This window comes from Methylobacterium phyllostachyos (assembly GCF_900103445.1).
Taxonomy (GTDB): domain Bacteria; phylum Pseudomonadota; class Alphaproteobacteria; order Rhizobiales; family Beijerinckiaceae; genus Methylobacterium; species Methylobacterium phyllostachyos.
Genome location: NZ_FNHS01000013.1, coordinates 91,422 through 112,226, shown reverse-complemented (window position 1 = coordinate 112,226; position 20,805 = coordinate 91,422). Strand labels below are relative to the sequence as shown.

22 protein-coding genes and 1 riboswitch are annotated in these 20,805 nt (G+C 68.4%); of the genes, 8 read left to right on the top strand and 14 right to left on the bottom strand.

Annotation, left to right across the window (positions count from 1 at the left end; genetic code table 11):
• The first annotated feature begins 120 nt into the window (after positions 1 to 120).
• Positions 121 to 1,041: a LysR family transcriptional regulator gene (locus BLQ49_RS20590; RefSeq protein WP_091719116.1), complete on the top strand. Its 921-nt coding sequence runs from the start codon at positions 121 to 123 to the stop codon at positions 1,039 to 1,041.
• Between the two features lie 214 nt (positions 1,042 to 1,255).
• Here BLQ49_RS20590 and BLQ49_RS20585 read toward each other — a convergent pair whose 3' ends face one another.
• Positions 1,256 to 2,644, bottom strand: coding sequence for an aminotransferase (locus tag BLQ49_RS20585; RefSeq protein ID WP_091719310.1), 1,389 nt, complete (start codon positions 2,642 to 2,644; stop codon positions 1,256 to 1,258).
• A gap of 121 nt (positions 2,645 to 2,765) precedes the next feature.
• On the opposite strand from BLQ49_RS20585, the gene BLQ49_RS20580 reads away from it, so the two are divergent.
• Positions 2,766 to 3,299 (top strand): hypothetical protein, encoded by a 534-nt coding sequence (locus BLQ49_RS20580; protein WP_091719114.1) that lies wholly within the window; start codon positions 2,766 to 2,768, stop codon positions 3,297 to 3,299.
• A 14-nt stretch (positions 3,300 to 3,313) separates the two neighbouring features.
• On the opposite strand, the gene BLQ49_RS20575 is transcribed toward BLQ49_RS20580, so the two are convergent.
• Positions 3,314 to 3,574 carry a DUF6894 family protein gene (locus BLQ49_RS20575; RefSeq protein WP_091719112.1) on the bottom strand — a complete coding sequence of 87 codons (261 nt, stop codon included), beginning with the start codon at positions 3,572 to 3,574 and terminating at the stop codon, positions 3,314 to 3,316.
• 227 nt (positions 3,575 to 3,801) lie between these two features.
• Here BLQ49_RS20575 and BLQ49_RS20570 point away from each other — a divergent pair, with 227 nt between their 5' ends.
• A complete protein-coding gene (locus BLQ49_RS20570; RefSeq protein WP_091719110.1) occupies positions 3,802 to 4,293 on the top strand; it encodes a glutathione peroxidase in 492 nt (163 codons plus the stop codon).
• 19 nt (positions 4,294 to 4,312) lie between these two features.
• Here the strand turns inward: BLQ49_RS20570 and BLQ49_RS20565 are convergent, their stop codons facing one another.
• The 8 genes from BLQ49_RS20565 to BLQ49_RS29805 all read right to left on the bottom strand — a co-directional run bounded on the left by BLQ49_RS20565 (position 4,313) and on the right by BLQ49_RS29805 (position 10,642).
• A complete protein-coding gene (locus BLQ49_RS20565; RefSeq protein ID WP_091719107.1) occupies positions 4,313 to 4,624 on the bottom strand; it encodes a hypothetical protein in 312 nt (103 codons plus the stop codon).
• Positions 4,625 to 4,750: 126 nt separating this feature from the next.
• Positions 4,751 to 5,542: an ATP12 family chaperone protein gene (locus BLQ49_RS20560; RefSeq protein WP_091719105.1), complete on the bottom strand. Its 792-nt coding sequence runs from the start codon at positions 5,540 to 5,542 to the stop codon at positions 4,751 to 4,753.
• Between the two features lie 46 nt (positions 5,543 to 5,588).
• Complete coding sequence (locus BLQ49_RS20555; RefSeq protein WP_091719103.1) at positions 5,589 to 6,251, bottom strand: HAD-IA family hydrolase; 663 nt, start codon at positions 6,249 to 6,251, stop codon at positions 5,589 to 5,591.
• 43 nt (positions 6,252 to 6,294) lie between these two features.
• Positions 6,295 to 6,699, bottom strand: coding sequence for a hypothetical protein (locus BLQ49_RS20550; protein WP_091719101.1), 405 nt, complete (start codon positions 6,697 to 6,699; stop codon positions 6,295 to 6,297).
• 140 nt (positions 6,700 to 6,839) lie between these two features.
• Positions 6,840 to 8,204 (bottom strand): RluA family pseudouridine synthase, encoded by a 1,365-nt coding sequence (locus BLQ49_RS20545; protein ID WP_091719308.1) that lies wholly within the window; start codon positions 8,202 to 8,204, stop codon positions 6,840 to 6,842.
• A 217-nt stretch (positions 8,205 to 8,421) separates the two neighbouring features.
• Entirely contained in the window at positions 8,422 to 8,796 is a 375-nt protein-coding gene (locus BLQ49_RS20540; protein ID WP_091719099.1) for a HigA family addiction module antitoxin, read from the bottom strand.
• A gap of 565 nt (positions 8,797 to 9,361) precedes the next feature.
• Complete coding sequence (locus BLQ49_RS20535; RefSeq protein WP_091719097.1) at positions 9,362 to 9,724, bottom strand: HigA family addiction module antitoxin; 363 nt, start codon at positions 9,722 to 9,724, stop codon at positions 9,362 to 9,364.
• 580 nt (positions 9,725 to 10,304) lie between these two features.
• Positions 10,305 to 10,501: riboswitch (cobalamin riboswitch) on the top strand.
• A complete protein-coding gene (locus BLQ49_RS29805; protein ID WP_167627750.1) occupies positions 10,496 to 10,642 on the bottom strand; it encodes a hypothetical protein in 147 nt (48 codons plus the stop codon). Its footprint overlaps the riboswitch before it by 6 nt.
• A 132-nt stretch (positions 10,643 to 10,774) precedes the next feature.
• Between BLQ49_RS29805 and BLQ49_RS20530 the strand changes: the two genes are divergently transcribed.
• Positions 10,775 to 12,961 (top strand): TonB-dependent receptor, encoded by a 2,187-nt coding sequence (locus tag BLQ49_RS20530; protein ID WP_091719304.1) that lies wholly within the window; start codon positions 10,775 to 10,777, stop codon positions 12,959 to 12,961.
• Entirely contained in the window at positions 12,958 to 14,406 is a 1,449-nt protein-coding gene (locus BLQ49_RS20525; RefSeq protein WP_091719306.1) for a peptidase, read from the top strand. Before BLQ49_RS20530 ends, BLQ49_RS20525 begins: the two co-directional genes overlap by 4 nt.
• 115 nt (positions 14,407 to 14,521) lie before the next feature.
• On the opposite strand, the gene BLQ49_RS20520 is transcribed toward BLQ49_RS20525, so the two are convergent.
• From BLQ49_RS20520 to BLQ49_RS20505, 4 genes are all read right to left on the bottom strand, one after another.
• A complete protein-coding gene (locus BLQ49_RS20520; protein ID WP_091719095.1) occupies positions 14,522 to 15,031 on the bottom strand; it encodes a bleomycin resistance protein in 510 nt (169 codons plus the stop codon).
• Positions 15,032 to 15,485: 454 nt separating this feature from the next.
• Positions 15,486 to 16,127 (bottom strand): MarR family winged helix-turn-helix transcriptional regulator, encoded by a 642-nt coding sequence (locus BLQ49_RS20515; protein WP_091719302.1) that lies wholly within the window; start codon positions 16,125 to 16,127, stop codon positions 15,486 to 15,488.
• Positions 16,128 to 16,209: 82 nt separating this feature from the next.
• Positions 16,210 to 16,599, bottom strand: a complete 390-nt coding sequence (locus BLQ49_RS20510; RefSeq protein ID WP_091719300.1) for a response regulator — start codon at positions 16,597 to 16,599, stop codon at positions 16,210 to 16,212.
• Positions 16,600 to 16,730: 131 nt separating this feature from the next.
• Positions 16,731 to 17,996, bottom strand: coding sequence for an adenosylmethionine--8-amino-7-oxononanoate transaminase (locus tag BLQ49_RS20505; RefSeq protein WP_091719093.1), 1,266 nt, complete (start codon positions 17,994 to 17,996; stop codon positions 16,731 to 16,733).
• Between the two features lie 89 nt (positions 17,997 to 18,085).
• Here BLQ49_RS20505 and BLQ49_RS20500 point away from each other — a divergent pair, with 89 nt between their 5' ends.
• The 3 genes from BLQ49_RS20500 to BLQ49_RS20490 all read left to right on the top strand — a co-directional run bounded on the left by BLQ49_RS20500 (position 18,086) and on the right by BLQ49_RS20490 (position 20,694).
• Positions 18,086 to 19,204, top strand: a complete 1,119-nt coding sequence (locus tag BLQ49_RS20500) for an aminotransferase class I/II-fold pyridoxal phosphate-dependent enzyme (protein ID WP_091719091.1) — start codon at positions 18,086 to 18,088, stop codon at positions 19,202 to 19,204.
• A gap of 120 nt (positions 19,205 to 19,324) precedes the next feature.
• Positions 19,325 to 19,834, top strand: coding sequence for an OsmC family protein (locus BLQ49_RS20495; protein WP_091719089.1), 510 nt, complete (start codon positions 19,325 to 19,327; stop codon positions 19,832 to 19,834).
• Between the two features lie 14 nt (positions 19,835 to 19,848).
• Complete coding sequence (locus BLQ49_RS20490; RefSeq protein ID WP_091719088.1) at positions 19,849 to 20,694, top strand: class I SAM-dependent methyltransferase; 846 nt, start codon at positions 19,849 to 19,851, stop codon at positions 20,692 to 20,694.
• Positions 20,695 to 20,805 lie beyond the last annotated feature (111 nt).

The window sequence follows — 20,805 nt, the reverse complement described above, 5'->3', positions numbered from 1 at the left end:
CCGATGTACGCACGGAGACCTGCCGAATTTGATCACAATGATCATCAAATTCTAGGTCCCGGAGTTATGGACGACAATAAACTTGGCTCGTGATAGACTCTTGCGAAAGGCGTGAGACCGATGTCGAGCCTGGAACGCTACCGAGCCTTTGTCGAAATCGTCGATCGCGGCAGCCTGACGGCCGCCGCCCGGCATCTCGGCATCTCGCTGCAATCGGTGAGCCGCGCGCTCTCGGGGCTGGAGGGCGACCTCGGGGTCGAACTGGTCCGCCGCACCACGCGTCGCCTGCAGCCGACCGCGGCGGGCCTCGCCTTCCAGGCCCGCATCAAGGCGGCGCTGACCGACATTGAGCATGCCTGCACGGAGATCGGCCGCGACAGTGCGCGCGTCGCCGGCACGTTGCGGGTCGGCGCACCCGGGCTGTTCGCCCCCCGGTACGTCGTCCCAGCCTGTGTCGCGTTCCTCGAACTGTATCCAGGCCTTGAGATCGAGCTGGTCCTCTCGGATGCGCTGGCCAATCTCGTCGACGACCGGCTCGATGTCGCGATCCGGATCGGCGACCCCGGTCCGCCCCAGCTCAAGATCCGCCCCCTCGCGCAACTGCGCCGGGTGATGTTCGCCGCGCCCGACTATCTCGCGCGCCGTGGCGTGCCGCAGCGGCCGGAGGACCTCGCCGTGCACGTTTGCGTCGTCCGCACCTTCGGACCCGAAGGCGATTCGTGGCCGGTCGTGATCGATGGCCGTCCCGCGCACGTCCCTGTGCGCGGGACCCTCCGCTGCAACGACGCCACCGCGGCCAATGCGGCCGTCGCAGCCGGCGCCGGCCTCGGCCTCGCACCGCTCTGGCAGATCCAGGGGGATCTTGATCGCGGCCGCCTGACGATCGTCCTGGCTGAGTTCGAGCCCCCGCCGATCCTGGTTCAGGCCGTGTGGCTCGGGGCAGCCGGGACACCGCCACGGACGCGCCTGTTCGTGGAGGCGCTGGCGCGCCATCTGGCCTCGGAGGGTTTGCGGACCAGCCGTTCCAGCGGGTTAAGCTGAGCGCGCAGTTCGGAAGCGGCGTCCGGACCCGTGACGCGCGCCCTCTCCCGAGCGCATGCAGCGTCAGCGGAATGCGACCCGGGAGCCAGCACTCGAAGCGCGGCGCCAGCGGCACCAGTTGATCTGGATGGGCGCTTCGCGACGCTTCGTGCTAGTTCCCGGATGACCTTTCACTTCGTTCCAGACGTCCGGGAAAGGCCGGTGCGGGACCGGTTTACCCCGGCATCGCCTCCAGCCCCTCGGCGCGGATCCAGTCGCGGGTCCGGTCGAGCGCCCGGCCGAGCCGGTCGAACAGGGCGTCGATCTCGTCCGGTGTGATGATCAGCGGCGGGCAGACGGCAACGCGGTCGCCGGCCAGCGCCCGCACGATCAGCCCCTCGCCCTGCGCGAAGGCGACGCAGCGGGCCGCAACTCCCTTCTTCGGGTCGTATTGCCGCTTGCTCGCCTTGTCGGCGACGATCTCCAACCCGCCGATCAGCCCGATGCCGTTGGCCTCGCCCACGATGGCGTGCCCGGTGAGTGCCGACAGGCGGCGCTGGAAGTGCGGCGCCTTCTCGGCGGCGCCCTCGATGATCCGGTCGCGCCGGTAGATCTCGATCGCCTTCAGCGCCACCGCGGCGGCCACCGGATGGCCGGAATAGGTGGTGCCGTGGCCGAAGGTGCCGAGCTTCTCGCTCTGGCTGATCATGGCCTGATAGAGCGGCTCGTCGATGCTGACACCGCCGAGCGGCATGTAGGCGGAGGTGAGCGCCTTGGCGAAGGAGATCGAGTCCGGCCGGACACCCAACGCCTCGCTGCCGAACCACGTGCCGCACCGGCCGAAGCCGCAGATCACCTCGTCCGCGATCAGCCGGACATCGTACTTCGCCAGCACGGCCTGGATCGCGGCAAAATAGCCCTGGGGCGGCACGATCGCCCCGCCCGCGCCCATCACCGGCTCGGCGATGAAGGCCGCCACCGTCTCGGGCCCCTCGCGCAGGATGGTCTCCTCAAGCTCGGACGCGAGCCGCGCCGAATAGGCCTCCTCGCTCTCGCCTGCTTCGGCGCCCCTGTAATGGTGGGCGGCCGAGACGTGCAGGAAGCCCGGCAGCGGCAGGTCCCAATCGGCGTGGTTGGCCGTCAGCCCGGTCATCGAGGCACTCGCCACCGTGACCCCGTGATAGCCCTTCTGCCGGGCGATGATCTTTTTCTTGTTCGGCCGACCGAGCGCGTTGTTGTAGTACCACGTCAGCTTGACCTGCGTGTCGTTGGCCTCCGACCCGGACGACGTGAAGAAGATCTTCGAGGTCGGGACCGGCATCAGCTCCTTGAGCGTCTCGGCGAGCTCGATCCCCGGATCGTGGCTGCGGCCCGAGAACAGGTGGGTGAACGGCAGGCGTGCCATCTGTGCCTGCGCCGCCTCGACGAGCTCGGCGTTGGAGTAGCCGAGCGCCGTGCACCACAGGCCCGACATGCCCTCGATATAGGCGCGCCCCTCCGTGTCGTAGACATGGACCCCCTGGCCGCGCTCGAGGACCAGCGGGCCCGTCTGTCGGTGCGTCGACAGGTTGGTGTAGGGGTGGAGCAGGGTTTCGACGTCGCGGGTCGCGAGATTCGAGAGCATCGGCTGCAAGGTCCTCATGCCGAGGGGATCCGCCACACTACCGACCCGATGCACCGGCAGGTAGCCCGGCGGACCCGCCTCCGGCCGTTGTCGGATGCATGCCGGACGCGCTGTATACCCGATGCTCAGCCCCGAAGCCTTCGTCGCCCAACCAGCCCCCGGCCGCGCCTGCGGCGCCTGCACGCTCTGCTGCAAGGTCTATGACGTCCCGGCGGTCGAGAGCGTGGCGGGCCAGTGGTGCCGCCACACGCGGGCCGGGCAGGGCTGCGCCATCCACGCCACCCGCCCAGACCATTGCCGCGCCTTCCACTGCCTCTGGATGACGGAGAGCTGGCTCGGGCCGGAATGGAAGCCCGATCGCGCCAAGATGGTGATCGCCCTGGATCCGCTCACCCGCAACATGAACGTGCAGGTCGATCCCGGGCAGGCGAATGCATGGCGGCGGGAACCCTATTACGGACAGCTCAAGCGCTGGGCCGTCGCGTCGGTGCCGCTGCATCGGCACGTGCTGGTCCATGTGAACAAGACCACCACCGTCGTCCTTCCGGACCGCGATGTCAGCCTGGGAATCGTCTCGGCCGAGGAGCGCATCGTTTCGCGGGAGCGGATGACGCCACAGGGGCCGAGCTTCGACGTGGAGAAGGTCCCGGCCTGAGCGGGCAGCCGCGCTCAGCGTTCCGCGCCGGCGGCCCTGCGCATTACGGGTGATTCGACCACCAGAAACGTCATCTGGAACAGGATGAGGTTCGTATCGTCGGTGACCTCGATCCACCAATCCTCGCCCAGGACGATCCGATGCGCGTCATGCTTCAAGATGTCCCCGGCGATCCGGATGGCTTCGAGTCGGGCGGCCTGTGGGTCAGGCAACTCGGTTCCTTCCGAGTCCAGCGCGGAGCAGCCGTCATGGACGTGGAAGTAGAAGCGCGGCATCGACGTACCCTGATCACGTTCAGGCAGGGGCTACGGATGACCCTCGCTCGCAGCCGTGCCGAGCCCTATCGCTGCAATTGACGAGGCTATACATAAAAACCGATACGGCGAATATAATCCAAATTAGCATCTTAGGTTATCAAGTCGTCTTTGCACTGGTCCCGCCGAGCCGAGCGAGCCGAGCGACGCATCTTGCGGACCAGATCGGTTTGTCCGACTGATCCCGTATGACTACGGCTCACGATTTCAGCGTCACCGCCGCCGACGGCACGCCCTATCCCCTCGCGCAGCATCGCGGCCAAGTGCTTCTGATCGTCAACACGGCCTCGCGCTGCGGCTTCACACCACAATACGACGGCCTCGAAGCCCTCTGGCGAACGTATCGCGACGCGGGCCTGACGATCCTGGGCTTTCCCTGCAACCAGTTCGGCGCCCAGGAGCCCGGCGACGCCGCCGAGATCGCGCGGTTCTGCAGCCTGAACCACGCTGTGAGCTTCCCGGTGCTCGCCAAGGTCGCTGTGAATGGGCCTAACGCCGAGCCACTCTACGCTTACCTCACCCGCGCCAAGCCCGGTCTGTTCGGGACACGGGCGGTGAAGTGGAACTTCACGAAGTTCCTGGTAGGCCGTGATGGCCGTGTCATCGCCCGCTACGCCCCCGCGACCAAGCCGGCCGATCTGGAAAGCGACCTGAAGACAGCGCTCTCCGCGACGGCGTGAATCGGGCCTGGAGGGGCCTTCAGGCTTCCCGTACAGTCACGGCCGCGTGTTGGCGCGCCTTCGTGGATTCATACGCCCGCAGCAAGGTCCGCAGGGACGGGACCGGGCGAGGGCGAACCGCGTCGCGCAGGATCCCGGCCAGAAAGCGGACTTCCGCAATCTTCCGCAAGGTCACGGCGGGGGCTCCCGCGGCCAGGGCCCGGTCTTCGAGACTCACGAGATCGTCGAAGACCGCGTAGCGCGCCTGTCGCCCGCCGCAGAACTGTATACGCGCGGTGAGCGCGGCCCTCTCCTCCTCAAAATTGCTTTGGACGAGCTCGGCGGCGCGCATAGTCGATTCGCACACAACAGAACCGGACCCTAGATCAGTCCCGATGCGGAGTCAGCCGGCGGCACCGTGGACGCGCCGCAAGTTTCTGAATGTTGCGCGCCTGCATCTCTTGCGAGCGCGCCCGGTTCAGCGGCGCGCCTCCACGAACGCGGCTGCGGCCTCGAACTCGGTGCGACGAGCTTCGAGACGGGCCTCTGCCTCGGCATCCCGGCCCCAGACCTGTGCCTGATAGGTCTCATCGACATGGGCCGCGGCCCAGGCCTCAGCTGGGGTGAGCCGTCCCTCCAGCACCGCCAGGGCGATCAGCAACGAGCCGCTGAGGGTCGTCAGCGTGTGCAGGCCGGCCAAGCGGAACGGGTCGGTGACCCGGGACACCGCATCGGACAGCGCCCGCACGGTATCGGACGGCTGCATCACGTGCATCACGCCCTCGCTGAGAATCAGTCGAACGCCCAAGCTCTCCCGCGCCCAGTCGAGGATCGGGTCCCAGGCCGCGGCCTGCGCGGCGACCAGCCTCTCCGGATCTCCGGCCCGGTAGGCGACGAGATCGGTGCCGGCATAGGCGCACAGGTCGGAGGCCACGGCGTCCAGCCGGGGGGCGACGCCGTCGATCGCCGTGTTGGCGAGCCGGGTGAGGGGCATCCTGGCGGGATCGATCTGCGTCTCCTGGGCCGCCCACTCGGCCGCAACCGACTCGGCCAGGGCCCGGGTCGGCAGGCGCAGCGGGTTGCGGGCGGGGGTGTTGGCCGCACGGCCGTCGAGCATCAGGCGGAACCCGTCCGGATCCTCCGAGAAGCCGGCCTCCTTGTAGAACCGCCGGGGCAGGGCGGGCTTGGCGTGGCCGCGGGCGGCCCGCACCGGATCGGGCTTGGCGTCGTCGCCCGGCTGGCCGAGCCAATCTGTCGTCTCATCGCTCATGAAGGCGAGATAGGCGTTCCGGGGCGCGCACGCGAGCCTCGCGGCCTCAGAGCGGCATCGCGGCGTCGAACAAGCGGGCTTCCAGGGCACCGGCGCTCGGCACCACGGTCGCGGCGCCCGCCCCGTAGAGCGCGTCGGGCGGGTGGTAACCCCAGGCGACCCCAACAGCTTCGGCGCCGGCCGCGACTCCCATGGCGATATCGAAGGTGGTGTCGCCGACCATCACGGTCGCCTCGGGGGGGCAGCCAGCCTCGCTCATGGCCTGCTGGAGCATGGTCGGATCAGGCTTCGACGGTGCGTCGTCGGCGCTCTGCGTGGTGACGAACCAATCCCCCCAACCGTGATGCGCGACCAGCCGGTCGACGCCGCGCCGGGACTTGCCGGTGGCCAGACCGATCAAGACATCGTCACGGGCATGCAGCCGGGCCAGGAGGTCGGCCATGCCGGGGAAGAGCGGCTCCTCGTAGGCGGGATCGAGCCGCAGCCGGTTGTAGGCGAGCTTGTAACTTTCCGAGAGCTCGGCGATCGGCCCGTCATCGCCGACGAGGCGGCGGAACGCCTGCGGCAGGGAAAGGCCCACCACCGACAGAGCCTCCCGTCGCCCAGGGGCGGGCAGGCCGTTCTCCGCGAAGGCGAGTCCCTGCGCCGCCACGATCAGATGCTGGCTGTCGACGAGCGTGCCGTCGACATCGAAGACGACGAGCCTCATCGCGAATTTCGGAGCCGGGACCGCGGACGCGCGCGGGACCACATCACGGCTTCCGGCCGGGCTGCGCCGGCTGTCCGGCGGCCTGCCCCGTCGATGGAGCCGCCGGTTGTCCCGTCGATGGCCCCGCGGATTGCCCCGTTTGGCCGCGGGTCCGCTCGTAACCGAGTCGGCAGCGGATCAGGAACCGCCGGCGCTTGCCGCCGCGCAGCCCGCGCTGATGCGAGGCCCGGTTGCAGGCCGCATAGGAGCGGCGGCGGCGCTCGATACGGGCGCTGACGCCCTGTCGCGGTCCGGCCTCGCCGGCGGTCGCCGCCGGATGCGACGCCGACGCCTCGACCGGTTGCCCGTGTGCCGGAACCGCCGGCCTGGACGCCTCGCCTGGGGCGGCATGCGCGATCGGCCCGGCAAGGCACAGGGCGGCGAGGCAGGCCAGCATCGCGAGCTTCATGCGTCAGGGTCTCGAAAAGCCGGAGAACAGCGCCGCGTGAATCCGCGGCGCGGGGCAGCATATGAGGCGGCGCCCGCGGTTGCCAAGACAGGGGGCCGGAAGACCTTCGGATCGTGATCCGCGACGGGCCGTGGCTCGGCTCAAGCCTCCGGCGCCTCGACGATCGGGTCGTAGCGGGTGGCGTCGAAGCCGAGCAGGTTCCAGCTCTGGGCCATGTGGGGCGGAAGCGGCGCGCTCACGTCAACGGGCTTGCCGGTGCGCGGGTGCGGGATCACGATCCGCCGGGCGAGCAGGTGAAGCCGGTTCTGGATGCCGCCCGGCAGCTCCCAGTTCTCCACCGAAAAGTATTTCGGGTCGCCGACGATCGGGTGGCCGATATGGGCCGCGTGGGCGCGCAGCTGGTGCGTGCGGCCGGTCACCGGCTTGAACGACAGCCAGGACAGCTTCTGCGCCGCCTGATCGACCATCGCGTAGTATGTGAGGGCGTGGCTCGCCCCCTCGTCGCCGTGCTTGGCGACCCGCATCCGCGCGTCGGCGTCGGTCGGCTCCTCCTTGGCGAGGTAGGTCGAGACCCGCCCCTGGCGCACCCGCGGTACGCCGGCGGTAAGCGCCCAATAGATCTTTCGCGCAGCCCGGGACCGGAAGCTCTTGGCTAGCGTCGCGGCGGCGAGCCGGGTCTTGGCGATGATCAGGCAGCCGGCCGTATCCTTGTCGAGCCGGTGGACGAGGCGGGGTTTCTGGCCGTCCGGGCCGGTCAAGGCGGCGAGCAAGCCATCGACGTGCCGAACCGTCCCGGAGCCGCCCTGGACCGCGAGGCCGAAGGGCTTGTTGAGGATCATCATGTCGGCATCCTCGTAAAGGATCAGCGACCGGATGAAGGTGGCGTCGTCCTGCTCGCGGGCGGGGTTGCGCGGGCGCTCGGAGGGCTGATCGAGGCGCAGCGGCGGCACCCGCACGCTCATGCCGGGTTCCAGGCGGTCATTGGGCTTGGCGCGCTTGCCATCGACCCGCAATTCGCCCTTGCGGACGATGCTCTGCACCCGGGTGAAGGGCAGGAGCGGGAACCGGGCGGTGAGGAACCGGTCGATGCGCATGCCGGCCTCGTCCGGCTCCACCGTCAGGGTCTGGACCCCGGAGGCGAGCGTCGCGGAGGCGGCGGCGCGCTGCTCGCGCCGGGTCGGGCCGGGGGCGGGAACCTCGGGCCGCTTCGCGGGTGGACGCGGCCCCGGCGCCCCCCCTGGTATCGGCCGACGCGGCAGCGTGCCCTCGGCCGCGGGGCGGGATTTCGGCCGGACCGGAGCCGCGGCGGTCTCCTGCCCCCCCCAGGGATCGCGCGTTCCGGCGTCGTCGCCGCGGTTTCGGGCAGCGCGCTCGGCGGCATCGCGGGCGCTGGTCCGCGGGCCGGTGCGGGCGCGGCCCTCAGCCTTCGCCGTCCCGAAATTTGCCTTGCCGAAGGAGGGCCGGCGCCCCTTCGGGCCGTCACGTGGTGGTTGTCGCGTCGTCATGATTCCGCCAGAGCCCATGCCCGCTTCGGACGAGACGTCCGGGCGCATCGGCCGCAGCGTCGCGAAGTGTCCGTGCCGATGGGAGGGCTGGCTCTAGCATCGCCTGGGCGCAGCGGCAAAGTCGTGGGGCCAGCGCGCCTCCCTCGGCGACCCGGTCGCTCGTCAGTGCGCGGAAGCCCAGCACGTCTTCCGCGCGCTGATTATCGGAAGGGCCGCGTCATCCGAATGCATGTCCGCGCCGCATGATCCTCTGTGGCACGGCGCCCGGATCGTTCGGTTTGGACGCAACCCGCGCGAGCTTTGCTTTGACGACGAGTTCACTCCAAACATCCCGATAGCGCTTGCGCGCTTCGGCAATATCGAAGTGCGTCTGCATCTCCATCAAGGTCTCCATCTCCACACCGAACACCGCCTCGATCCGCAGCGCCAGTTCCGGCGTGAGACCGGTCTTTCCGTTGAGGAATTCGAACAGGGCCTGACGCGGGACATCGAGTAGGCTGGCCGCGTCCATGACGGTGAGATCACGCGCCTCAATGATATTGCGCCGAACATATCCGCCCGGATGGCCTGGATTCGCCAGTCTGTAGACCATGACGACATTGCCTCCTTTATCGAAGGCCCGATCGTACGCCCCTGGCTCCCATCGGTAACCAGCATCTGGAACCGGCTGTCCGACGTGCCGCGTGACGACATCGGGCCTGCGTTTAAGACGCGAGGGGAATGGATAGGTTCCGGTAGGCCGACCTGTCGGCCGAAGAGACGTCGGAGCCATAAAGACATTGCATCAGAGCGCACAGACACGCCGCCGAAAATTTCAACTATCGCCTATACGAACAATGCTTGAGAAATATTCTTTCCGAACCTGGATTAGCAGCGCCGCCGATTTCCGAAACTTTCCAACACACCGACACCAGGTCGCGTCGCGCGAGGCGGCATCAGGGCGGCGATCGGCGAGCCGGGTCGACCCGCTGCCGGCCCACGGTCACAGGCGGAACATCGCATCTGAGGCGAGGTCGAATCCCCGGAACGGCGGATGCAGCCTCACGCGCTTGACGGGTCCCACCGCGTGCGCCGGTGATGGCCACCGAAAAGATGTATCGGAGCCGTACCAGACCGCGAAGCGATCAGGTACGGTTCTCGCCGTCGTTTTGTCAGGCTCAGGCTGCCGAGCGGCGGACGCCGGCAGGGCGTACAGTGCCGGTCGCCTTGCTGGCTTGGCGTTCGTTCTTCGCAACCAACTGCATCTGTGCCATCCGATCCCGATGCCGCAGGATTGCGAGATCGTAGCGCGTCTGCATATCCATCAGCGCTTCCGCGTTGAATCCGAAGGCCTTCTCGATGTGGAACGCCATATCGACGGTGAGGCTGGCCCGCTCGTTCAGGAATTCGGAGAAGCCCTGACGGGTCACCCCGAGCAAGGCAGCAGCGCCCATAATCGTCAGATTACGCGGCTCAAGGATCTTGCGACGGACGAAGCCGCCGGGATGGAATGGCTTTGCAAGAGTGTAACCAGCGCTCACCGTAATCTCCTCATCATTCAGCTACTGACGTTCAAGTTCACATCGCTACTCGCTTCACCAGTCCCAGATATATCAGCGAGGATTTCATTCGGCCTCAGTTTCCGTGCAGTCGGATATGGCACGATCGTCGTTCATCTCAATCGATGTCCGGCGCTGTATGGATCATCGCATGGAATTTTCGTCTCATCGATGCCCAGACCGCCATAACTAAGCACTAAAAGCTAAAGGTTTCAATTAAATATTTTTTCTTAGTCTGCGAGATCTGCAAGGTCAGATCTAAAATCAGACTATCACCTCCACGAACACTGTGAGGGAGGTCGATTAACAAACAGGCGTGCCGTCGTCAATCGATTTAAACAAAAGATCCGCGATCTTTAGCCTGCTAATCTTTCGGCTTTCCATAGATAGACTGATCATTTCAGTGAGAATCTTCAGCGCGCGCACGCGATTTGTAGCGCTATCGACGCATCTCGAAGACAGGATAAGCGTCGCATATTCGCCGTATCCGCCGATCTCTCCAGAACGCGGCACGGGCGGCGCAACCGAGATATCCACAGCCTTGACGAGGCTGAGGGCATCAACGAAGCTAGGCGACGACGGTTCCCCTCGGGGATCAAAAGGGAACGCGGTGCGGGACTGTTCCCGGAGCCGCGGCTGCCCCCGCAACTGTGAGCGGCGAGTCCTTCACCACCATGTCACTGGGTAGCAATACCCGGGAAGACGGTGCGAGGGCGGCGACCCGCGAGCCAGGAGACCTGCCGTCGGCCGTGGTCACACGCGAAACGCGTCGGGCGGGGTGTCCTGACGGGTGTCGAATCGTCCGCGCACCTGTGCGGTCGGAACGGCCTCGTTCGCGGTGACGTGCCACAGCAAGCGCGCCCGCGACACCTGCCCGATGTCCGTCCTACCCTCAGCCATGCCGTCCGTATCCCGCCCCGGCTACGACCTGGACGGTGCCGAACGTCGCGAATGGCCGAACAATTGTAATGTTATTACAATGCCAATAGGATGGATCGGTCGGCCCGCGCCGCGCACGAATCGGCGTCCCCCATGCTTCGCTTCTCATTCCGTTCCGGCTCACGTCGTCCGCTCACCTCTCCGTGCGGCGTGCTCCTTGCGCTCTTTGCCTGTCCGGCAAGCGCACAAGAGGTCGTCACCCTGGACCAGCTCTCCGTCGAAGGTGAGGGGGGTGATTCGAGCCGCGCCGTCCCGAACAGCCTGAACCTGCGCACGCCCGACCGGACCGCGAGCCGTCTGGGTCTTACGCCGCTGCAGACCCCGGCAAGTCTCGACATCGTGTCGGGCGAGACCGCGCGGCTGCGCGGCCAGGATACGATCGCGGAAGCCGTGACACAGGACGCGACCGGCATCACCACCATCGCGGCGCCGGGCAACGGCAACGGCGCGTTCACGTCCCGGGGCTTCGCCGGCCCGAACTCGGTCCAGCAGCTCTACGACGGCACGCGCTTCTACGTCGGTGCCAACACCGTGACCTTCCCGTTCGATGCCTGGAACGTCGAGCGGATCGAGGTACTGCGGGGGCCGTCCTCCGTACTCTACGGCGATGGCGCCATCGGCGGTGTCATCAACGTCGTGCCGAAAAAGCCGGTCTTCGTGCCGATCAACGCCGCCCGCGCCGTGGTGGGCACGGACGGCGTCGCGCGCCTTGCCGTCGATTCGGGCGGCGTGCTCGGTCAGGCGGAGTTCGGAAACACCTTCGCGTATCGCCTCAACGTCAGCGGCAACCGCGCTGACGGCTGGATCCGCCCGGAGGGCGAATTCCGCAACCTCGCGGTCTCGGCCGCCCTGCTGTTCCAGCCGAGTGCTGACCTCGCCTTCACCCTGAGCCACGATCTCGGGTACCAGGAGCCCGCGCGCTACTGGGGTACACCGCTGGTCGAGGGGCGGATCCCGGACCTGATCCGGTTCGCCAACTACAACGTCCGCGACGCGAAGATTACCTGGGCCGACAACTGGACCCAGTTCAAGGCGGAGTGGTCGCCTTCGGCCGACATCACGATCCGCAACACCGCCTACCGGCTGACCACCCGCCGACATTGGGAAGATGTGGAGCAGTACGCGTTCAACAGGGCCACCGGCCTGGTCGATCGCTCGGACTACCTGGAAATCTACCACAGCCAGGAGCAGGTCGGGAACCGCTTCGACGCCGCGCTCAAGGGCGACCTGTTCGGTGTCCGCCATGAATTCCTGGCCGGGTTCGATGTGAACCACATCGATTTCCGGCACACCAACAACTTCAATTTCGAAACATCCGACAGCGTGCCGCTGGTCGGCAGCGATCTGGGCCTGTTCCCGCAGGATGGTCGCGCCACGCCCGCCTACGCGACCCAGACGAACCAAGCCTCGGTTTTCGCTGAGGACAGGGTGGTCCTCACCGACCAGCTCTCCTTCCTCACCGGCGTGCGCCTCGACGTGCCGACGCTCCACCGCGAGGATCTGCGCACGGGTGATCAGTTCGCCCGCACCTACACGGCGCTCGGCTACCGGTTCGGGCTCGTCTACAACCCGACGCCGGACAGCGCACTCTACGCTCAGTACAGCTTCGCCACCGATCCGGTGAACAGCCTGATCACGCTGTCGCAGTCGCTGGCAAGCTTCAAGCTCGCCACCGGAGATCAGGTCGAGATCGGCGCCAAGGGCCTCGCTTTCGGGGGCGCCCTGGAATGGACGATTGCCGGCTACCGAATCGTCAAGGACAATTTGATCTCGACGGTGCCGGGCCAGCCGACGCTCAACACGCAGGTGGGGAGCCAGTCCTCGCAGGGGTTCGAGCTGGCGCTCGGCTGGCGCTTCGCCCCGGACTGGCGGCTGGATGGCAACCTCGCGCTCCTGCACGCGCAATACGACCGGTTCGATCAGAGCGTGGGTGACGCCACCGTCTCGTATGCGGGCAACCAGCCGATCGACGTGCCCGAGCGTGTGGCCAATCTCTGGTTGACCTGGGACGTCTCCCGCCACTGGACGGCACGGGTGGGACTCCAGAATGTCGGGCAGGTCTACAGCGACTTCGGCAATACGGCCCGCCGGCCGGCCTACAACCTCGTCAACCTTGTGCTCGATCATCAGGTCACAGCGGAGTCGCGCCTGTCGCTGCGGGTCTACAATCTGTTCGACAAGGTCTACGCGATCTCGGGCAACGCCGTGGCCGGGGTCGGTACCAACTGGCTGCTCGGTCGGCCGCGCTCGGTCGAGGTCGCCTATACGGTGACGTGGTGAAGGGGCGACTCGGGAAGGCAGGGAGGCGCTGGCTTCTCCTGTTCCACCGGTGGGTCGGGATCGCCGCGGGGCCGTTCTTTGCCCTGTGGATCGGCTCTGGGCTGGTGATGCTCTACGTGCCGTTTCCGATCCTCACCGGGGCCGAGCGTCTGGAGCGGCTCGCGCCGATCGCCTGGGATCAGGTTGCAGTCGCGCCGGATGCCGCGCTGGCGGCCGGCGGCGTCGACGTGCCGGTTGCCTTCGGGCTGGAGATGCGGGGGGAGGAGCCGGTGTATCGGATCACCCGCCGCGACGGGACCTGGGCGACGATCTCGGCCCGGTCGGGCCGCGAGCTCGGCCCGGCCACATCCGCGGAGGCGTTGCGGGTTGCGGGCGCGGGTTTTCCGGAGGCGCGCGTCGAGCTGGTCTGGCGCGACCAATGGACTGTCACGGCCCGCTACGACCCGCTCCGGCCCTTCCTGAAGGTCGCGCTCGGCGATACCGCGGGGACCGAACTCTACGTGTCGGCGATAACCGGCGCGGTTGTCCTCGACACGAGCCGCGTCGAGCGGGGCTGGAACTGGGTGGGCTCAGTGGCGCACTGGATCTATCTCACGCCGCTGCGGGCCCAGGCCGAGATGTGGCGGACGATCCTGCTGTGGCTGTCGGGCTTGGCTTCCCTCGGTGCTTTGAGCGGCCTCGCGATCGGGATCTGGCGCCTGCGCGTCCGGCGGCCCTACGCGCGGGGCGCGGTGACACCCTACCGCGGCCTCGCGCGCTGGCATCACCTATGCGGCCTCGCGGGCGGCATCGGGCTCGGCGCCTTCATTGTCAGCGGCTGGATCTCCATGAACCCGAACCGCTGGTTCACCTCCCTCCGCCCGCCCGCGGACCTGCATATGGCCTATGCCGGAACCCCGCCGGCCCTCGGGTTCGACGCACGACACCTGGGCGATTTCGCAACACCGGACACCCGCGCCCTGCGCTTCGTCGCCATCGGCGGACGCTGGTGGGTCGTCGCGGAGGCGCCGGACGGCCCGCGTACAATCGGGGCGGACGGCGCGACCGCCCTCGATGCCGGCACGATCGCGGTCGCGGCCATGCAGGGCTTTCCGGGCGCACCCCTGCGGGCCGCCCGGCAGCTCTCCGCCTACGACGCCTATTGGTATCCCCACGGAACCGACCCGCGTCCACTTCCGGTGCTGCGGCTGCGCTTCGGCGATGCGGCTTCAACGTGGCTGCACATCGATCCCCGGGACGGGACCATCCTTCAGCGCCTGGACCGCTCCGGCCGGATCAACCGCTGGCTGTTCGACGCCCCGCACCGCCTCGACCTTCCGGGGCTCACCAGCAACCGCGCCCGGCACGACGCGGCCCAGTGGGTGCTGAACCTGCTGGCAGCAGGGATTGCCCTGACCGGGATCGTATCCGGTTGGCGGCGGTTGCGCCGGGCGCTGGCCGCCTGAGGACGGGTCCGCGCGTTTCGTCAGGCGCTGGGTCCCGCACCGCGGCCGGATTCTGACTACAGCCGCCGCCCGGATTGCCGTCGGTGCGTCCCGAACGGGGTCAGAAGTCAGGTGATCACAGCGATCGGCTTGGAGCGTCGTGCGGGCGATACTCTGGCGGCCTCACGCCGAGGTTTTCGGCAAGGCGTACGAGATACCCATCAGGATCCTGAACAAGGAACTCCCGCTGGCCGCCCTCCACCGGACCCGTTCGATACCAAGCCTCTCTCGGCGCCTCAAACAGTGGCCATTGCACGGCAGCGAGCGCGGCCAAAATCGGATCCAGCCGATCGACCATGATCTGAAAGTTTATCCCCCGTCCGTAGGGACGCTCCAGAGCGCCGGTCGCCCAGCGACCGTTGCGTTCGCACAGCATCATGTGAGCGCCGCCCCGCGTGAGATAGGCGAAGCGTGCGGCTGGTCGATCGTAGGCTATCTTGAAGCCGAGCAGGTCGCACCAGAACCGCAAGCTCTCATCAAGGTCGCTGACATCCAGTTCCGGCGTCAAAGCCGAGAAGCCACCTTCCGGAGGGGCGCCGGAGCCGGGCGAGCGGGCGCGTTCGACGGGGTCGGCAAGCGTGTGCATGACGCCGATAGGGTCATTGTCCCGAGGAGGCAGTCAAGGTCGGAATCGGATCGTCACCGCGAGGAGGCGTCGCCCGCTCCGATACGTTGGCCGCCAGGAAGCGAACCGACAGAAACTAACCCTCCTCAGACATCCCCGAATCTTGTCTGACGACGTCATCGCAAGCCGATGTCGCAGGAATAACCGCCGGTTCTACGGCGAGACCCTGCGACGCCCGAGGACCCTCAGCGGAGGAAGCGTTGGCCTGCCCAACGGGCCACGGCACGGGACCGGTAAGCTTTCCGTGGCCGTTGAACCCGCCCGCCCTGAAGTGCGGGAGCGAGGCGACGGTCTCGACGGACACTTTCAAAACGCTCTGGCCCCCCTCAGCCCCCCAAGTGCCGTCGAGGCGGTCATCTTTGGAGGAAGGAGCAGAAGGGATCGCCGTTCGACGGAGAGCGCCGACGGCCCACCGTCAGCTCGGCAGCACCTCGGCCTCGTCGATCTCGGCCTCAGCCTCGATCTCGGCATCAACATCGACATCAATAGATTGGCCCGAGGCGCCGGCCGCCTCGGCGAGACCGCGGGCGGCCTTGCGCAGGAGCTTGCGGAGACGGCGGCGGTCGGTCTTGTCGAGATGGTCGAGCAGCTCGGCCTCGACTTCCTCCTGGATCCGCTCGATAGCCTCGGCCTTCGCCAACCCCGCCGGGGTGAGCTGGACCCGGACCACACGGCCGTCGCCCGATTCGGCCCGACGCTCGACGATGCCGAGGGCCGCCAACCGGGTCACGGTCTTGGACGCCGTGGGCGGCCGTACCCGGAGCAGGGCGGCGAGATCGCCCATCGTCATCGTCCCGGCGCTGGCCAGGGCCTGGACCACCTGCTCCTGCCCGGCGAACAGGCCGAGCTTGGCCAGCCGGTCGCCGGTGCGGGCACGATGCAGGCGCGCCGCCTGCACGAGCGCCCAGCCGACGCTTCGGACGCCGGGCGGCCGTAACTTCTTGGACGTCAGCTCCAGCGCTGACGCCGCACCATCCTCACGTTCACGTTTCTGCTTGTCGCCCACCGGAGCGCCCGCGTTTGTGCCGGCGGCCGCCGGAAGATCCAGGGTCTGCACCATCCATCTCCGTCACCGGCCGCCCAGGACCCTGTGGCGCCGGCCAATGACGCTGAGATGACGGGTTCGGGCCGACGGCCACTCAGCAGTGCATCAGGCGTTGCAAACGATCGAGAATATCCGCGCCCGTGCAGGGCCGCGCGATGAAGTCGGCATGCGCGGGCATGCGAGCTGGGTCGGGTGCCGCCCGACCGGACACGATCAGGATCGGCAGGTTCGGCCGCGCCTCCGCGACCGAGCTGGCGAGGTCGAACCCGTCCGTCTTGCCCGAGAGCTGGACGTCCGTCACGAGCCCGCAGATGTCCGGCCGCGCCTGAAGTATGCTGAGCGCCCGCTCGGCGGAGGCGCATTGGACGGTGTCGTAACCGCCTTCCTCAAGCACGTCGCCGAGGTCCATGATCGTCAGCGCCTCGTCCTCGACAAGGAGGATTACCGGCCGATTGCCACCCGAACCCGTCTGCTCACCCGCCACTGTGCACTCCCTCCGGCAACGTACGGCTGCGAGGGCCGCCGCACGCGTCATCAGCCTGAGGTCCAACGGCAGAAACGGTTCCGGGTTGCAGCTTGACGCCGCTGGCGCTGACAGGTGGCGGGCACCTGTGCTCAAGCCGTCACGGCTGCCTGCTCGGCCACCGCCCTGGTAACCGCCGCGATCAAGCGATCGAGATCCGCCGCCCCGATGGTCAGCGCGGGCGTCAGATAGACGATGTCGCCAAACGGCCGCACCCAGACCCCCCGGTCGAGGAGCCGCGCCTTGAGGGCGGCGAGGTCGGGGGCCTTGGCGAACTGCACCGCTCCGATCGCACCGAGGATCCGGACATCCGCAACACCGGGCACGCGCCGCAGGTCCTCGAGCCCGTCCGCGAGCCGCACCTCGATGGCGTGGGCCTGAGCGAGGCGCGGCTCGGTCTCGAACAGATCGAGGCTGGCATTGGCCGCCGCGCAGGCCAGGGGATTGGCCATGAAGGTCGGGCCGTGCATCAGCGCGGCCGCCGGATCGTCGGACCAGAAGGCCTCGAACACCTCCGTGCGGGCGATGGTGGCGGCGAGCGCCATCGTGCCGCCGGTCAGCGCCTTCGAGAGGCACAGGATGTCGGGCACGATCCCGGCCTGCGTGCAGGCGAACAAAGTGCCGGTGCGCCCGAAGCCGGTGAAGATCTCGTCGGCGATCAACGGCAGGCCGTGTCGGCGGGCGAGGTTCGCGACGGTCGCCAGCACCTCCGGCGGGTGCATCCGCATGCCGCCCGCCCCCTGGACCAGGGGCTCGATGATCACGGCCGCCAGGGTCTCGCGGTGGGCCGCGAGCGTGGCGTCGAGCGCCTCGGTCTCGGCGGCCGTCCGCGGCAAATCACAAAAAACCTGCGTGGGCAGGTAGGCGCCGAAGCGGCGGTGCATGCCCTCCTCGGGGTCACAGACCGACATCGCCCCCATCGTGTCACCGTGGTAGCCGCCGCGGAAGGCCAGCACCTTCGTCCGGCCGCTCACCCCACGGTTGAGCCACATCTGCGCGGCCATCTTCAGCGCAACCTCAACGGCGACGGAGCCCGAATCGCTCAGGAACACGTGGTCGAGATCGCCCGGCAGCAGCGCGGCGAGCCGGGCTGCCAGCCGCTCGGCCGGCTGGTGGGTGAGGCCGCCGAACATCACGTGAGGCATCCGCGCCAATTGGTCGGCCACGGCGGCGGCGATATGGGGATGGTTGTAGCCGTGGACAGCGGTCCACCAGGACGCGATGCCGTCCACGAGCTCGCGTCCGTCGGCGAGGATGATCCGGCTGCCCTGGGTCGCCACCGCCTCCAGGGGCGGAGCGGCACCGCGCATCTGTGTGTAGGGGCGCCAGAGATGCGTGCGGGACACGTCGTGAGACATGTGCCCGGCATGCTGAGGCTCGTGCACCGGGTCAAGGCCGCGGGCGTCCAACTTGACACCCGGCCCACCCGCGGCCTCATCCCCACCGGATGGACAGTCTCGACGCCTTCGCCCGCACGAAACTCGACGCCCTGGAAGTCGGCAGCCTGCGCCGTCGCCTCGTGCCGACCGAGCGGGGGACCGGCGCGGCGGCGTCTCGGCGGGGCCGGGCGCTGGTCTCGTTCTCCTGCAACGACTATCTCGGCCTGTCGCACCACCCGCGTGTGATCGCGGCCGCGCAGGCAGCGGCGGCGGCCTACGGCGCGGGGGCGGGCGGGTCCCGGCTCGTTACCGGCGACCATCCGTATCTCGGCGCGCTGGAGGAGCGGCTCGCGCGTCACAAGGGCGCCGAGGCGGCCCTCGTCTTCGGCAGCGGTTATCTCGCCAATCTCGGGATCACCCCGGCGCTGGCGGGCCGCGATGACCTGATCGTGCTGGACGAACTCTCCCATGCCTGCATGTGGGCCGGGGCGCGGTTATCCGGGGCGCAGGTGCTGACGTTCCGCCACAACGATCCCACCGACCTCGCGGCGATCCTGGCAGCCCATCGCGGCCGTCGCGGCCAGGCCCTGGTGCTGACCGAACGGGTCTTCAGCATGGACGGGGACCGGGCGCCGCTGGCCGACATTTTGGGCGTGGCGCAGGACCACGATGCCTGGACGCTGGTGGACGACGCCCACGGGATCGGCGTCGTCGAGGATGGGCCGCGGGCGCCCCTGGAGATGGGCACCCTGTCGAAGGCGCTCGGCTCCTACGGCGGCTATCTCTGCGCCTCGCGGCCGGTGATCGACCTGATGGTGAGCCGCGCCCGCAGCTTCGTCTACACGACCGGCCTGCCGCCGGCCTCGGCCGCCGCCGCGCTGGAGGCCCTAGCGATCCTGGAGGAAGAGCCGGAGCGGCGCGCCCGGCCCCTTGATCTCGCCCGGCGCTTCACCGCCCGCCTCGGCCTGCCAGAGGCCGAGAGCGCCGTGGTGCCGGTGCTGATCGGCGAGGCGCAGCGGGCGCTCGACATCTCGGCGGCCTTGGAGGCGCAGGGCTACCTCGTGGTGGCGATCCGCCCGCCCACCGTACCACCCGGGACCGCCCGGCTGCGCGTCGCCTTCTCGGCGGCCCACGACGCCGTGCAGGTCGACGGCCTCGCCGAGGCTCTGGCGGCAATGATCGGCTGAATCCGCGCGCTTTCCGTCGACCGCGCCGGCCCCTATACCGCTGATCCAGCGCGTTTCGCGCAGCCAAAACCCGATCCGGCGCACCCGAGATCGGGACGGGATCATCGAGAGGACGACGCCATGGACGCCACCGCGCTGCGAGCCCTCCAGGCTCCGATTAAGGACACGTATCGCGCGAACCCGGACGCGGCGGTCATCACCCTCAAGGCCAGGGGGACCCTCGACGATACGAAGATTGCCTGCAAGGTCGAGACCGGCCGGGCAATCGCGGAAGCCGGCCTTCATCCGGCAACCGGCGGCTCGGGGATGGAACTGTGCTCGGGCGACATGCTGCTGGAGGCTCTGGTCGCCTGCGCGGGTGTGACGCTGAAGGCTGTGGCGACCGCGCTCGAGATCCCGCTGCGCTCCGGCACGATCAGCGCCGAGGGCGATCTCGACTTTCGCGGCACGCTCGGCGTCGACAAGGAGGCGCCGGTCGGATTTCGCAACATCCGCCTGTTCTTCCAGCTCGATACGGATGCGTCGGAGGAGAAGCTGGCGCAGCTCCTGAAGCTCACCGAGCGCTATTGCGTGGTGTTCCAGACGCTCAATCACAAGCCCGAGCTGTCCGTGGCAGCCACCACGGCTTGAGGGAAGGTTCGCCCATGGCCAGCGGCATCACCCAGGCCGAGTACTGGAACGGCGAGGTCGGCACCCGCTGGGCTCGCAACCAGGCGGTACTCGACGCGCTGTTCGCGCCGCTGACCGAGGCCCTGTTCGAGCGCGCGGAGCTGAAGCCCGGCGCCGCGGTACTCGATATCGGCTGCGGCTCGGGCGCGACGACTCTTGAGGCCGCCCGCCGGATCGGAGTCGCCGGCCGCGTCACGGGGGCGGACATCTCGGCGCCGCTCCTCGCTGCCGCCCGGACCCGCGTCGGCGGCGCGGCCCCGGTCACCTTCGTCGAGGCCGACGTGGAGCAGGCGGATCTCGGCCGTTTCAATGCGGCCCTCTCCCGCTTCGGCGTGATGTTCTTCCCGGATTCGCCCCGCGCCTTCGCCAACATCCGCCGGATGCTGCGGCCGGGCGGACAATTGACCTTCCTGTGCTGGCGCACACTTCCCGAGAACCTGTGGGTGCAGGTGCCGCGCGAGGCCGTGATGCCGCTCCTGCCGGAGGTGCCACCGCCGCCGGCACCCGATACGCCGGGGCCGTTCCGCTTCGCGGATGCGGACGCACTCGGGGCTTTGCTGAAGAACGCCGGGTTCGGGACCGTCTCCTGCGCGGCGCTTGACCGGGACGTCGTCCTCGGTCGGGGTGAGACCGACGCCGAAGCCGCCGCGGCGGCAGCCCATGTGGCGCTGAACCTCGGCCCCACCGCGCACCTCGTCCGCGAGGCCGAGCCCGACCTTCGCGCGCGGGCCGAGGCGGCGGTGACGCAGGCCCTGCGCGGGCATGCGGCGGCGGGGGTCGTTCGCCTGCGCGCGGCGTGCTGGCTCGTTCAGGCCGGGTGAAGGGCGGCGTCCGGTTCCGTTGCAAGCCGCTTCGCGGCCATTCGTATGCTGGGTCCGGGACGCATTCCGCTGGCGCTGCGAGCGCCCGGGAGAAGGTTGCGTTTTACCTTG

What these genes read in the sequence shown, in the direction of transcription:
- BLQ49_RS20495 (WP_091719089.1), top strand. Translation starts at nt 19,325, where the DNA reads ATGGACGCCACCGCGCTGCGAGCCCTCCAGGCTCCGATTAAGGACACG.
- BLQ49_RS20555 (WP_091719103.1), bottom strand. Translation starts at nt 6,251, where the DNA reads ATGAGGCTCGTCGTCTTCGATGTCGACGGCACGCTCGTCGACAGCCAG.
- BLQ49_RS20550 (WP_091719101.1), bottom strand. Translation starts at nt 6,699, where the DNA reads ATGAAGCTCGCGATGCTGGCCTGCCTCGCCGCCCTGTGCCTTGCCGGG.
- BLQ49_RS20560 (WP_091719105.1), bottom strand. Translation starts at nt 5,542, where the DNA reads ATGAGCGATGAGACGACAGATTGGCTCGGCCAGCCGGGCGACGACGCC.
- BLQ49_RS20585 (WP_091719310.1), bottom strand. Translation starts at nt 2,644, where the DNA reads ATGCTCTCGAATCTCGCGACCCGCGACGTCGAAACCCTGCTCCACCCC.
- BLQ49_RS20580 (WP_091719114.1), top strand. Translation starts at nt 2,766, where the DNA reads ATGCTCAGCCCCGAAGCCTTCGTCGCCCAACCAGCCCCCGGCCGCGCC.
- BLQ49_RS20500 (WP_091719091.1), top strand. Translation starts at nt 18,086, where the DNA reads ATGGACAGTCTCGACGCCTTCGCCCGCACGAAACTCGACGCCCTGGAA.
- BLQ49_RS20505 (WP_091719093.1), bottom strand. Translation starts at nt 17,996, where the DNA reads ATGTCTCACGACGTGTCCCGCACGCATCTCTGGCGCCCCTACACACAG.
- BLQ49_RS20590 (WP_091719116.1), top strand. Translation starts at nt 121, where the DNA reads ATGTCGAGCCTGGAACGCTACCGAGCCTTTGTCGAAATCGTCGATCGC.
- BLQ49_RS20490 (WP_091719088.1), top strand. Translation starts at nt 19,849, where the DNA reads ATGGCCAGCGGCATCACCCAGGCCGAGTACTGGAACGGCGAGGTCGGC.
- BLQ49_RS20575 (WP_091719112.1), bottom strand. Translation starts at nt 3,574, where the DNA reads ATGCCGCGCTTCTACTTCCACGTCCATGACGGCTGCTCCGCGCTGGAC.
- BLQ49_RS29805 (WP_167627750.1), bottom strand. Translation starts at nt 10,642, where the DNA reads ATGGCTGAGGGTAGGACGGACATCGGGCAGGTGTCGCGGGCGCGCTTG.
- BLQ49_RS20545 (WP_091719308.1), bottom strand. Translation starts at nt 8,204, where the DNA reads ATGACGACGCGACAACCACCACGTGACGGCCCGAAGGGGCGCCGGCCC.
- BLQ49_RS20565 (WP_091719107.1), bottom strand. Translation starts at nt 4,624, where the DNA reads ATGCGCGCCGCCGAGCTCGTCCAAAGCAATTTTGAGGAGGAGAGGGCC.
- BLQ49_RS20520 (WP_091719095.1), bottom strand. Translation starts at nt 15,031, where the DNA reads ATGCACACGCTTGCCGACCCCGTCGAACGCGCCCGCTCGCCCGGCTCC.
- BLQ49_RS20530 (WP_091719304.1), top strand. Translation starts at nt 10,775, where the DNA reads ATGCTTCGCTTCTCATTCCGTTCCGGCTCACGTCGTCCGCTCACCTCT.
- BLQ49_RS20570 (WP_091719110.1), top strand. Translation starts at nt 3,802, where the DNA reads ATGACTACGGCTCACGATTTCAGCGTCACCGCCGCCGACGGCACGCCC.
- BLQ49_RS20540 (WP_091719099.1), bottom strand. Translation starts at nt 8,796, where the DNA reads ATGGTCTACAGACTGGCGAATCCAGGCCATCCGGGCGGATATGTTCGG.